Origin of the sequence: Pantoea sp. EKM103V (genome assembly GCF_011800365.1) — a bacterium.
GTDB lineage: Bacteria > Pseudomonadota > Gammaproteobacteria > Enterobacterales > Enterobacteriaceae > Pantoea > Pantoea anthophila.
In genome coordinates this window covers 13,119-25,348 of the sequence record NZ_JAALFQ010000002.1, presented here as the reverse complement: position 1 = coordinate 25,348, position 12,230 = coordinate 13,119, and the positions used below count along the sequence as shown (strand labels likewise).

The 12,230-nt window shown below is 60.3% G+C and carries 11 protein-coding genes; 6 read left to right on the top strand and 5 right to left on the bottom strand.

Annotated elements, in window-relative coordinates; genetic code table 11:
• Positions 1-306 precede the first annotated feature (306 nt).
• Genes HFD97_RS06410 through HFD97_RS06400 form a run of 3 tightly spaced genes read right to left on the bottom strand, consistent with a single transcriptional unit; the run spans position 307 to position 2,634 of the window.
• On the bottom strand, positions 307-1,335 hold the full coding sequence (locus tag HFD97_RS06410) for a fimbrial protein (protein WP_167431556.1): 1,029 nt from the start codon (positions 1,333-1,335) through the stop codon (positions 307-309).
• Between the two features lie 13 nt (positions 1,336-1,348).
• Positions 1,349-2,308: a fimbria/pilus outer membrane usher protein gene (locus HFD97_RS06405; protein ID WP_255461637.1), complete on the bottom strand. Its 960-nt coding sequence runs from the start codon at positions 2,306-2,308 to the stop codon at positions 1,349-1,351.
• Positions 2,254-2,634: a fimbria/pilus outer membrane usher protein gene (locus HFD97_RS06400; RefSeq protein WP_255461636.1), complete on the bottom strand. Its 381-nt coding sequence runs from the start codon at positions 2,632-2,634 to the stop codon at positions 2,254-2,256. Before HFD97_RS06400 ends, HFD97_RS06405 begins: the two co-directional genes overlap by 55 nt.
• A 271-nt stretch (positions 2,635-2,905) precedes the next feature.
• Here HFD97_RS06400 and HFD97_RS06395 point away from each other — a divergent pair, with 271 nt between their 5' ends.
• A complete protein-coding gene (locus HFD97_RS06395; protein ID WP_255461640.1) occupies positions 2,906-3,199 on the top strand; it encodes a pirin-like C-terminal cupin domain-containing protein in 294 nt (97 codons plus the stop codon).
• 540 nt (positions 3,200-3,739) lie between these two features.
• Here the strand turns inward: HFD97_RS06395 and HFD97_RS06390 are convergent.
• A complete protein-coding gene (locus HFD97_RS06390; protein WP_208971004.1) occupies positions 3,740-4,738 on the bottom strand; it encodes a LysR family transcriptional regulator in 999 nt (332 codons plus the stop codon).
• A gap of 420 nt (positions 4,739-5,158) precedes the next feature.
• Between HFD97_RS06390 and HFD97_RS06385 the strand changes: the two genes are divergently transcribed.
• The 5 genes from HFD97_RS06385 to HFD97_RS06365 all read left to right on the top strand — a co-directional run bounded on the left by HFD97_RS06385 (position 5,159) and on the right by HFD97_RS06365 (position 9,809).
• Positions 5,159-5,893 carry a fimbria/pilus periplasmic chaperone gene (locus HFD97_RS06385; protein WP_167431554.1) on the top strand — a complete coding sequence of 245 codons (735 nt, stop codon included), beginning with the start codon at positions 5,159-5,161 and terminating at the stop codon, positions 5,891-5,893.
• A 35-nt stretch (positions 5,894-5,928) separates the two neighbouring features.
• Positions 5,929-8,403 (top strand): fimbria/pilus outer membrane usher protein, encoded by a 2,475-nt coding sequence (locus HFD97_RS06380; protein ID WP_167431553.1) that lies wholly within the window; start codon positions 5,929-5,931, stop codon positions 8,401-8,403.
• Positions 8,396-8,842, top strand: a complete 447-nt coding sequence (gene afaD, locus HFD97_RS06375; protein ID WP_167431552.1) for an AfaD family invasin — start codon at positions 8,396-8,398, stop codon at positions 8,840-8,842. The genes HFD97_RS06380 and afaD overlap by 8 nt, the downstream gene beginning before the upstream one ends.
• Before the next feature lie 50 nt (positions 8,843-8,892).
• Positions 8,893-9,423: a hypothetical protein gene (locus HFD97_RS06370; RefSeq protein ID WP_167431551.1), complete on the top strand. Its 531-nt coding sequence runs from the start codon at positions 8,893-8,895 to the stop codon at positions 9,421-9,423.
• A gap of 116 nt (positions 9,424-9,539) precedes the next feature.
• A complete protein-coding gene (locus HFD97_RS06365) occupies positions 9,540-9,809 on the top strand; it encodes a hypothetical protein (protein WP_244319745.1) in 270 nt (89 codons plus the stop codon).
• 112 nt (positions 9,810-9,921) lie between these two features.
• On the opposite strand, the gene HFD97_RS06360 is transcribed toward HFD97_RS06365, so the two are convergent.
• Positions 9,922-12,192 carry an autotransporter outer membrane beta-barrel domain-containing protein gene (locus tag HFD97_RS06360; RefSeq protein ID WP_244319744.1) on the bottom strand — a complete coding sequence of 757 codons (2,271 nt, stop codon included), beginning with the start codon at positions 12,190-12,192 and terminating at the stop codon, positions 9,922-9,924.
• Positions 12,193-12,230: the final 38 nt, after the last annotated feature.

Here is a 12,230-nt window from a genome sequence, read left to right as displayed (position 1 = left end):
CAGGGCGTCAACGAAACCTGCCACTTTTACGGTTTCATCAACCGGCGTGTATTCCACAAAAAATTTCTCGTTAATTCTGCTCCCGGTAAGCGTTAATGACTGTCCAGAAAAAATGCCTTAATCTTTACGAAACGGGCGCCACGTATTAATAAACTGAAGATAAATTAACCGGTTCCGGTGGATATTCGTTGTCTGAGGTGTGACATTTATGAGTCCGGCAGTTTTTTAATTCAGTGACGGACCACTCCGGTCGGTTCTCTGTCGCGAATTAACCCTGTCATCGTCAGCAGGCATCTCAGACTGTGGCTAGCGGTAGGTAAGCGTAAAGGTCGCGCTGGCGTCTGCCGTGCCCGGCGTAACGTCACTGCCGGTCTGATAGTACCTTGCCCTAAAAGGGATGCTGTATGCGCCCTCTGACGCCGCCGTTCCGGTGCTGATCGGGCGACCAAACTGCACGGCCCCACCACTATCCCCGAAAAGTAACTGAATCCCCACGCCGGATGCGCTGCCGGTGCCACCGTTCAGATTCAGCACACCCCGCGCAGCATTCTGGATGCTGCCGTCTATCTGAACGTTGACCCGAGTGCCGGCATTGCAGTTGAGCGGGATGGTAAAACGGCGGGTGTTAGCATCCCCGGGCCAGGTCCCCGTGCCTCCGAACGCCCGCCTGTCCACCGTACCCATCGGGACGGAAATGACCGACTGGCTCACCGAACGGGCTGTACTTGTCACGTTGAAAGCGGCAATGCTGATGGCAGATTCGGGGTTCTGCCAGCCGCTCTGATCATTACGCAGGATGAATGCACCCACATTACGGGCACTGACCGTCCCGGTACCCGTTGATCGTGCCGTTTTATAAAACTGTATTCTGGCCTGGGCGGTAATCGTATTCCCCCCATCAAAAAGACCGTTGACGGCACAAATTTTTTTGTTATCGGAGTTACCATCCATCGTATCATTGCCATCAACGAACTTAGTCCTTCCTGGGCAGCTAACGAGAACGGTGCCACCCAAAGCATATCCCACGCCTGCCACATTAGTGCTGTAAACACGTTGCCCGTTGATACTGGTAACGTAGTTGCCATAGGCCTTAACGCCGAATTCCTGATAGGTGAGGGCGGGGGCCGGAGTATTTGAACATTTAAACGTCTGCACCACCCCGGAAACCAGCTCGCTGCCGATAGACGACCCGACAGGCAGATCTCTCGGGATCGTAAGAGCTGCCGGCGTCAGCACGGTCGACATCGTGAGCGTTTCACAGGAATAGGCCTGCGCCTCAGTGGCCGTCAGAGCCAGCAGCCCGCCTGCGGCAATAAACAGTACTTTTCTCTTCATGATTTTTTGTCCTCTACCGGCATGCTGCCGTGATGAAATGCACGTGCTGCTCATCCGTGCCCGTGTCGTATGGGGCTTCGCAGTGGCCGCCCTGCCAGTGCACTATGACGGTACCGCGCTGTGGCACGCCGCTCAGGTAGACCTGCCGCTGCTCGTCCACGATGCCCGATGCTGTCTGACTGCCCCGGTTAACGGTGGCTGAGGCGCCAAAAGGCACCGGGGCCGGAGAATTCAGCGTCAGCATTATTTTCTGCCCGTAACGGGTCGGGAAGTCAGCCAGAACCAGTGCACCCTGTCCGGGCACCACCGTCCGGGTGTCAGTGGTGAGGTCAGTGTTTTCGCCCAGCGTGCCGGTGTTCAGCCTCACGGCATTACGGCGATAGGGTGTGACGTAAGGCACCACAGCATAGCCCCGCCCGTCGGTGTAAACGCCGGTATTGTTTTCAACTTTGACGCCCGCCGCCTTTTCAGCCCTGACCAGTACCATGGTATCGCCCAGCGGTTGCGACAGCGTCAGGCCGTAAGGATGAATAATAATGCCGCCTGAGGCGCCGTAGTTAAGCTGTCGCGTCTGCCGGGTATAGTTATAGCACCACTGATACTCACCAGAAGATGCCCTGTAATCCGCCGTCGCGCTGCTCGTGACACCGGTCCCTCTGCCGGTAAAACCCTGCTGAACGTTATAGCTCAGGTTACTGTCGGCTAGTGCTGTGCCTGAAATGCCGGCAGACGTCACAGACGCGCCGTGGCTGGCCTGGCTTGCAGACAGGTTAAGCCAGCTTGCCGGAAGAAAACGATCAAGCGGGATCTGTACGGCCAGCGATATCACCTTATCCTTCTGGCTGTAGTAGGGGGACGCTGACCACGCATAGTTAAGCGAATAGTTAATCGCACTGACGCTGACGCTGTACCCGAGGTTCAGGCTGTTTTCCCGCCCGCTGATCCCCCAGTACTGCTGTTGATAGGCAGACACATAAAGGCTACCGTAGTCACCCAGCGTCTGGTTGACATTGAGCTGCGCTTGTTATGCTGACGACGCCAGAGGGCATAGTTGCGCTCTGCCAGCGCCTGTCCGGATTCCGTCAGATCGCCGCCGGCTCGTGGATCCGGCGGCAGGGAGTCGTAATAACCGTTGGCTTCGCTGAAATCCAGATAGCCGGACGTGGCATAACGGTATCCGGCCAGCGTGAAGGTGGTGCCGCTGTCCGTAAAGTCTTTGGAATACTGTAATCTAAGCGAGGTGCCGCGCCGGTAAAAACCATCCAGCTTCGCCTGTGCCCAGGTCCCGTCTACTGACACCGAACCCAGGCTTCCCGGCACTTTCAGCCCTTGCGGCCGGGTATAAGGTTTATGCCGTCATTGATGCTTCCGGCGATGTGGGCCCTGCAGTTGCTCAGGTTACGATAACGCGCCTTGCTCAGGCAGGCGTCATTGTTACAACAACCAACGCACTCACAGCCGAATTACAGAAAACATGGAACCGCGCTGATGCAGCTGATTTTGCCGAAATCTACTGCGCGACGACACCTACCTATGCGGCTGCCGTTGAAAGTCACTTTTCAGTACAAAAATCGGCCAGGCGCTAAACGCCAAATCTCGCCGGACACCCTTTCATTATGTGGTCAACGGTAACATCAGCATCTGCAATGACGGCGTAAAGAAATGGCATCTTGTTAAACTGGGTGATGAAGGTGACCAGATTCATATTACCGCCCAGGAGGATACCGTTTTTTATTTTCAATACGCCGAACCGTTCAATGAACCGGTTGTTATCTTTAGCCCTTCTGTGATGAATACCCTGGATGATATTCAGCAGGCTTTTGCCGATTATCGTTCAGGGTCTTTTAATCTAACTCTACGATAAGTTAATCCTCCCAAGCAGGGGCGCGGCGTTACAGCACATGCATGAGTTGGTACTGATAAACTGACCTTATTGGTCGGTAAACTATTTTCTGTATACCAGCATCCATTCATGTAGTCCGGTTAAACAAGCCTTTACGACCTATGCTGCGGCCCATTCTGACGATAATGATGACTGGCCTGATTACACAATAGTCTTTAAAGATCTATCGCCGAATACATGGCAATCTTTTGAAATTTCAGCCGGATTTACTCGCTCACTGCCGACCAAGTTAATGCCGCGGGGTTTAACGTAACAGTAAGTTCTCATCTCACTAAAGCGGGCAGTTACTCCATCAGCGCTACGGGCGTCGTAGACAATCCGTAACGAACCAGCATGACCTCTTTAAGGTCGGCAGAGGCATCACCGTACCCCATGGCCGGCGCGGCTGAAAAAAACAGTGACACTCAGCAAGAAAAACTCAGGTATCGGACGGGCTGTGCGCCCTTTCATCGCAACAGAACCGGCCACCGGACTGAGCCGACATTGATGAGCACTGTGCGGTCAGGGTTTTCCGGTGTCATGTCGCGCAAGAAAACCCGGCTGCAGCAGAGGCTCAGTGGGGACATCCGCAGTCAGTTGCGGCCGCGTATTCCAGCGTTCCTCGATATAATTGCAAAAGTCGGTGAAAATCCTGCTCTGCCGGGGGCGATGCCGCCAGATAAGCCAGGCCGGGAGGTCAGGTATATTCCATTCCGGCAGAATAATTTCAAGTTGTCCACGCCCTAAATAACCGGAAGCCAGCCAGCCGGGCGTGGCAACGCTGATCCCGCGCCCCTGAATCGCCAGGTTCAGCATAGCGAACAAATTGTTTGACGAGATGCCTGTTTCAGCATCCTGCCCCAGCGCATAGGATTCTTCTCCCCTGAAAAGCAGGAGCGGGCCAGCAAGGCCGTGATGGTGCATCCCCAGAAGCCGATGATTTTCAAGGTCGCGCGGATGAGAAATCGCCGGATGCCGCTGAAGATAACGGGGACTGGCACACAGCACAAGCTTCAGGGGAGACAGCTTTCTGTGCACCAGATCTTCACTTTCGATCCTGCCGCTGCGCAATACCAGGTCATCCAGTTCGGGGGATTCCCGGCTAAGGTCGCTGCGTTCGCGCGCGTCAAGAAATACCTTCACTTTCGGATGCATCTGCGCATAATCGAAGATCCACTCATTGGCAAGAAACTCACACACGATGGCAGGTGCCGTCAGACGGATATGCCCCTTTATTTCATTTTCCGGATTACGGATGTCCTCAAGCAGCGAATGGAAAGACTCGGTGATCTCCCTTGCGCGGTTTAGCGTTGTCTGACCTGCTTCGGTCAGGATCATTCCCTGTGATGACCGGTTAAACAGCACCGCATCCAGATAAACCTCAAAGCGACGGACGGCCTTGCTGACGGCCGCGGTACTGATATTCAACTGTCGGGCAGCCTCTGAAATGCTTCCGGTTTCTGCCGTACGGATGAAAATGAGCCAGTCCCGCATACCACGGTTATTATCTTTGTCCATCATGGTTCCTTAATCAGTCTTTGCGAAAAAACAGAGCAGATGTGTTTTTCATCGCGTCTGTCAGGGGTTTACGTACAGGGATACAGGATAGTTTACCCCACAGCCAGCAGGGAGAGGTGCCGGCTGTCACCTCGTGAAAGCCCTGAGCGAAAGGTGTGCCCACTCGGAAGGATTACCTGCGGTGCAGCCGACGGGTAGTTACACCACGGACACGAATTATCGTCCCCTTCCTGATCTGCGCGCCTGAGCCTTTCCTGAAAGTTAACGACAGTTTAACTACAGACGGGTTCCCCCTTCCCCTTCCCGACATTATGATTCGCGCCCTGAATTAAGTCCTCAGCTCACAGGCCGCCGCGCTTCTTCCTTTCAGGCAGCCGGCAACCAGTGTCTTGTCTGACGGACTGAAAATAACGGGAACATCGCATGAACAACTCAGTCATCACCACAGCCCTGCTGGCCGGGGCCTTGTTTACCCAGTGTGTCTCTGCAGCAGCGGCGGGACTCCAGCCAGCAACGAGCGCGAATACTTTCCGCGTAACGCTCGGGACCACCCGTGTCATCTACCCGGAAGGAGCGCCCGGGGCGCAGGTGTCGGTGTCCAACCCGCAGGACCGCCCCATGCTGGTCCAGTCCACGGTGACCGGCGAAGACCACAAAACGCCGGCTCCCTTTCTGGTTACACCGCCGCTGTTCCGCCTTGAAGCAAACCAGCAGAGCCGGCTGCGCATTATCCGCACCGGAGGCAGTCTTCCTCAGACGCGGGAGAGCCTGTACTGGCTGTGCGTGAAGGCGCTGCCACCGTCGGGTGACGCATCCGGTCGCGCAACCGGGGTGTCAATGACGGTGAACATGGCCATCAGCATGTGTGACAAGCTGATTTTCAGGCCATCCGGCCTGAAGGGCAGTCCGGAAGATGCGGCCGGCGCGCTCACCTGGGCGCGCATGGGCAAGGTGTTAAAGGTCAGCAACCCGACGCCATTTTACATGAACCTGAAGGCGGTGAGCGTGGGGGGGAAAGAGGTCGGTAACCTGACCTATGTCCCCCCTCAGGGGAGCGTGACGCTGCCGCTGCCATCGGGCGCGGACGGGGCGGTGAAGTGGAGCGTCATAAACGACCAGGGAGGCGAGAGCCGCCGTTTCGAGGGCACAGCTGACTGATTTATCCGATTTAACGCGAAGAGCCGGAGGGGCGTGTGCGCCGTAAAGCTTTCATCGCGGCCCTGCCGGTAGCGTGCTTCACCTCCGGCGCTGCCGCACAGCAGTATCACTTTGACGCCTCGCTGCTCGGCGGCGCGGCGAAAAACGCGGATCTGTCGCTGTTCGAACAGGGTCTTCAGCAGCCGGGCACTTACCGGATGGACGTTCTGCTTAACGGCGAACAGGTTGACAGTCAGGACATCACGCTGCGACTGGTGAAAGCTCCGTCGGGAGACAGCCTGCAGCCCTGCCTGAGCGTGGCACAGCTGCTGCGCTGGGGCGTCAACACGGCGTCCTGGCCTGCGCTGGCGGAAGGCGGAAAAACGTGCGCCCGCCTGTCGGCCATACCGCAGGCGCGGGTGACGGCGGACGTGGCGGCACTGCAGCTGAGGCTGGACATTCCGCAGGCCGCCCTGCGCCCGCACTACGGCGGTCTTGCGCCGGAGGCGCTCTGGGACAACGGCATCACCGCCTTCAGGATGAACTACAGCGCCGGCACCTCACGCACGCACGGTCAGCCCGGCGGTCCGGTGGAAACCTCATGGGCACAGCTGCAGCCGGGCATCAATACCGGCCCGTGGCGTGTACGCAGCAGCCTGAGCTGGCAGAGCGGGGAGCGCTGGCAGCGGGCTTACGCCTGGGCAGAGCGCGGGTTCGTGAAGATAAAGAGCCGCCTGACGCTCGGTGAGCGCACCACTTCCGGCGACGTGTTTGACGGCGTGCCGTTCACCGGTGCCATGCTTGCCACCGACGAGGCCATGATACCGGTGGACGAGCGCGGCTACACGCCGGCGGTGAGGGGCGTGGCCCGCACCCCCGCCAGGATTGAGATACGCCAGCACGGCGCTCTGCTCAGGATGCTGCAGGTCGCGCCCGGGCCTTTCAGTATTAAGGATTTGCCTGCGGGACAGGGCGGAGATGACCTGCAGGTCACGGTGCATGAGGCGGACGGGCATAACCAGTTCTTTACGGTTCCGTGGCAGACACCTGCCGTGGCGCTGCACGAAGGATACCTCAGGTACAGCGTGGCCGCAGGCCGTTACCGCCCTTCTGCGGCGGAGGTTGCTCCGGCGCCGTTTGCACAGGCCACACTGATGTACGGGCTGCCCCGCGGGCTGACCCTCTATGGCGGACTGCAGGAGGCGGCCGACTACAGCGCAGCGTCGCTGGGACTGGGTAGCTCGCTGGGACGCTGGGGCGCCGTCTCGGCTGACGCCACGGCGGCCCGGGCCCGCACCCCGTATGACGGGAGGCAGGCGGGAACCGCCTGGCGGGTGCGATACAGCAGCAGGCTGGGCGATACGACAAGCCTTGCGCTGTCGAGCGTGCAGTACAACTCACCGGGCTACCGGTCCATGTCTGATACCCTGGACCGCTGGCGGCGCAACGGTAACGTCCCCGCGGGATATGCAGGGCGGTCCGTGCGCGGTCGAAGCACGCTGCAGGTGAGCCAGTCGATGGGCGCAGCAGGCGGGCTGGGTCTGAACGTCACCCGCACGGACTGGCGGGGCGGCAGCGGGCCGGACTACGGTTACGGCGCCAGCTGGAGCGCATCGCTGCGCGGCGCGTCCGTGTCGCTCAGCTGGCAGCAGAGCCGTACCGAGAGCGGCTGCCGGGACAGCCTGCTGAGCCTGTGGCTAAGCGTACCGCTCGGCCTGAGTACCAGCGCCAGCTGGAGCCTGACGGCCCCGCATCAGGGCGCACAGGCACAGGAGGTGGCGCTGAGCGGCCGGGCGGTGAACGACCGGCTGGACTGGAGTGTGCGGGAAAGCTACCGCCGCGCCAGCGGGTCAGACCCGGCGGGCGGCAGCCTGCACGCGGGGTGGGCCGGAACCTACGGGACGGCCGCTGCCGGCTACAGCTACGGCGCGTCGGGCCGGCAGGCAGATGTCAGCGTGGCGGGCGGTGTGATTGCTCACCGGCACGGGGTGACGCTCAGCCAGCCGCTGGGCGACACGGTTGCGCTGGTGAGCGCCCCGGGTGCCGCCGGCGTGGGCGTGGGTGGGTGGCCCGGGGTCAGTACGGACGGGCGAGGCTACACTGCCGTGTCCGGGCTGGCGGACTATCAGGACAACACGGTGAGCATGGACCCCACCACCCTGCCGGATGATGCGGACGTGCCGCAGACCGACGTGAGGGTGGTGCCGGCGGCCGGTGCTGTCGTGATGGCGGCCTTCCGGACGCGGTCCGGCGCCCGCGCGCTGGTCACGCTTCAGCACCCTGACGGCACACCCGTACCGTTCGGGGCGCAGGTGCGCGTGGCGGGACAGGCGGGCAGTGCGGGCCTCGCGGACGGCAACGGGCAGGCCTTTCTGACCGGCCTGCCGCCGGCGGGTCGCCTGACGGTCCGCGCGGGCAGCGAGCGCTGCCAGGCAGACTACCGGTTGCCCGCAGAAAAGGGCCCGGCCGGCCTTTACACCTTCAGCACGGTCTGTCGCCGGACTGCACAACACGGAGAAGAAAATGAATAACGCAACCACTGGCGCCCGGCGCTGGCATTTTGCCCTGGCGGGGCTGCTGCTGACCGTGGCGGGAGCCGCTCAGGCCGGCCCTGTGCTTCAGCTGACCGCCACCCCCGGCCTGCAGGCCGGCCCGGTCAGGGACGGCACGCTGCTGATGCGGGGTCGCGTCATCAGCAATGACCCGCACGGCGGCTTCCGGCTGTGGTGCACCGCAGATGCGGCGGGCGGCAGTTCTGCCAGTTGTGTGCTGACCGGGCAGCGGGCTGCCGGGAACACCTTGCGGGTGCGCCTGAGCGGAGAGGGATGGCAGCCGGGGACGCCGCCGGAAGGTGGAATGATGACGATAACCGCGGAGCGCAGCGTTGCGTTCCGCATAGAGGCCGACGGCGATCAGAACGCCGCTGCCGACACGTGGGCCATGGCGCTGACCGCGGCCACAACAGACTGAGGCCGGCAATTCTGTCGGCACGGAAATACTACATCACAGAGGAAAACATCATGAAAATGAAAGCACGCTTACTGACTGTCCTTGTTGCTGCCGGCTGTTTCAGCCAGATGGCCTTTGCGGCTTCTTTTTCTTCGGGCACCATCGACAACAAGACCACCGCCACCGCCACCGTGACGCTGAACCAGCAGATAACGCTGGAAAATACCCTCACGCCTGTGAAAGGTCTGATCGCGGGTACCAGCGTGCCAACACGGGACGCTGCCCTTCTTGCAAATGGTAACCTGAAAATTAAGGAGCCTGGGGTAAAGGCACAGCTTGCCGTAAAAATCCACGGCCCTGGTGCTTCAGAATCTGTAGTGTATGCCACAGGCCATGAAGGTGACCCTGACTACGCACTGAATTATCGTTTATTTCCCATAACATCTGACGGAACTAATGAGATGGATACGCCAGACGGGACTTACTATTTTACTAAAGTACCTACCGATAATTTGGTTTATACAGTTAACACCATGTCAGACAAACTGCCCAAGGCGGGTAATTACGTCATCAGCGCTACGGGCGCCGTCTACAATCGTTAACGCATCAGCCTGACTTTTTTAATGGCCGGCAGGGGGGCATCACCGCGCGGACCTTGCCGGCGTAACGGAAGAAAACAGCGACTACGATGAGTAAAGATATAAATACTGGACGGGCCGTGAGCCCGTTCAGCGCAACGGACCTGGCCGTCAGTCTGGGGCGGTACGGCTTCACCGAGTGCAGCACGCTGCGTGCTTTTATACTCTGCATCTGCGGCGACACCCCCGGCCCCCCGGAGCTGGTCTACATCCGGCTCAAGCTCAGGGAGTGCCTGAGCCGCCACGACGACGGCAGCGCCTGGTTTGCGGACCTGCGCGAGGCTGATAGGTGGGCCGGGGCAGCCTGGAAGGCGACCGGCGGGCAGGCCGCTGGCGGCCCCTGCGACTGAAGCTGAGAAAACTAAAGCGCGGCCCGTCACGGACACCGATCATGAGCCAGCCGGACAGGCTGCGTGACCCGCTGTCGTGGAACGCTGAACTGCCCGCCCGCGGGGTGAGGACTCAGAACCGGTAGCTCACCTGGAGCGAACCCTGACTGTCGCGGTAGCCATCGCCTCCGGCCTGCTGTGTGAACACAACGGCTCCCGTCAGGCGCTGCGAAAGACGCCCCTCCACGCCCGTTTTCAGCTCAGCGATATTCCTGCTTCCCTGCACATCATCCGCTTCTCCGTTCATGCGCACGCCGTAACTTTCTGTATTATGCAACCAGTTCACCTCCACAAAAGGCTGAAATTCGCGCACGGTCTGCTGGTCTGCCCTGCTTTTCCCGTTCAGGTACGTTCTGAGTCCGAGGCGGGTGGTGACGCCGTCGTTTCCCGTATCCTGCACGCGGGTGCCGACCGCCTCAGTGTGGTCATCCGCACGGATGCCGGACCAGACGACTTGGGCGTGCGGCTCAAGAAACACCCGGCTTTCCATACCGGTGTCACTTTGCCAGCTTTTCACCAGCCACGCGTATCCGCCCTCAACCGAGGCCTTTATTCCCTGACTGTTGTAATGCTCCACCGGCAGCATGTCGCCGGACACCTCATTGCGGAACCAGTTGTACTGCGCCCACGTCTCTGCCCACGCGCCGGTCTTCGCCTCCGCGTTCTGGTACCAGGTCCCGTAAAGCCCTGTGCTGTATCCGCTCACGCGGCCTTTTGCGTCCCGCCCGGTCATGCCGTTGTGCGAGCTGCTGTCCGCCCTGCCGTAGCCGCCCATCAGGCCGGCGTGAAGCGCGTCCGTTCCGTTCGTGGAACCCTGAATAACGTCACCGCCCAGCTGCAGCACGTAGCGGTTAGTTTGTGTGCTGTTCTGTCCGTCAGCCATTGATGTCCGCCCGTGTCCGCCCAGGTTGCGCATCCACAGGCTGGTTATCCGCCTCTCGCCCGTTACCGGGTCGGTATAGCGCGTTTCCCCGCTGCGGTCGCGCATTGACAGGTCAAACAGGGTATTCGCCGCCTGCAGGTTGGCCGTGTAGGTCGCCGCTTCCGGGCGGTACATTCTGACCAGCTGAGGGGCTGGCTGAGGCTGAGGGGCTGGCTGAGGCTGAGGAGCTGGCTGAAGTGGCACGGAAGTGAGGCTGGTCAGGTACCAGCCTGCCGGGTCAGTGCCCGACACGTTTCCTTTGCGCAGGCTGTAGTCATACGCACCCGCCACAACGCGGTTACCCAGCGAGAACACGGCATCAGAGCGCCCGCCCACGCTGATGAGCTGAATGCCGTCCAGCGTCTGTGCACCACCGCCGTTCTCATTAGTCACGAAGAGGGTGCTGGCGCCGTTCGTGCTCCCGGTTACCACCAGACGGTCGGTCAGGGAGTCATCGCCAGCCAGCATGCTGCCGAGCGACACCGAGCTGCCGGGCAGTCCGGTGTAGTCACCGTTAACGGTCAGGGTATTACCGGCGCTGGTCGGGGTCGGGTTCAGCACAAGGCTACCACGGTTGATGAGGCTGGCATTAATGACAGAGGAGGCGTTTTTTTCCGTACTGAAAAGCAGCAGGCCGTTCTGAGAAAGGGCGCCGTCAAGGATACTGCCGCTTTCCAGGGTCAGGGTGCCGTTATTTACCGTGCCGTCAGCGGCGGACCAGTGGGCCGATGGTGAGAGCGTCAGTGAACTGCCGGAGTTGACGGTAATGTTGTCCACGCTGACTTTGTTCGTGGCGGTGAACGCTGCGCTGTAATTTACATCCCCCACGGACACAGTGGAGCCGTCGCCCGTTGTACCGCTGACACTACCCCCGAGTACGGCCCGGTTGCCGGCCAGAATGAGGGTGGAGCCACCCAGACCGACGTCACCACTGATGGTGCCGGCATTGAGAATGCCGCCCGTAACCATACCGGTGTTCGTGAAGGTGCCGAGCGTCCCGGTGTTGCGCACCGCGTAGAGGCCACCTGAGAGGGTTCCGAGATTGTCTATTGCCCCCACACTGCCGTTGTCTTCAATATCCAGCGCCACTCCACCGGCCCTGACTGTACCCGTATTGGTGAACGCGCCTGAAATGGTGCCGTCAGAGGTAAAGGCAATGGTGTCCGACAGCGTGGTGGTGGTGTTGAGCACGCTGCCGACACTGGCACCACGGCTAATCCAGAGCGCGCGTCCGGTACCGGAGACCGTGCCGCCATCGGTGGTTTCCCAGCGGGCGATGAAGGCGCCGGGTTCGGCGAGAGACAGAAACTGATTGTAGCCGGTGATGTTTTGCGCAGGGGCCCTGTCGTAAAATATTGAGTAGCGGCCGGTCGTACTGGTGCCGGTGGAGCCACGCAGAACAAATCCGTTCAGTCCCCTCAAATTAATACCGGGGGATGAAGTTTCTGACCCAAACAGAA

What these genes read in the sequence shown, in the direction of transcription:
- HFD97_RS06410 (WP_167431556.1), bottom strand. Translation starts at nt 1,335, where the DNA reads ATGAAGAGAAAAGTACTGTTTATTGCCGCAGGCGGGCTGCTGGCTCTG.
- HFD97_RS06390 (WP_208971004.1), bottom strand. Translation starts at nt 4,738, where the DNA reads ATGATGGACAAAGATAATAACCGTGGTATGCGGGACTGGCTCATTTTC.
- HFD97_RS06385 (WP_167431554.1), top strand. Translation starts at nt 5,159, where the DNA reads ATGAACAACTCAGTCATCACCACAGCCCTGCTGGCCGGGGCCTTGTTT.
- afaD (WP_167431552.1), top strand. Translation starts at nt 8,396, where the DNA reads ATGAATAACGCAACCACTGGCGCCCGGCGCTGGCATTTTGCCCTGGCG.
- HFD97_RS06370 (WP_167431551.1), top strand. Translation starts at nt 8,893, where the DNA reads ATGAAAATGAAAGCACGCTTACTGACTGTCCTTGTTGCTGCCGGCTGT.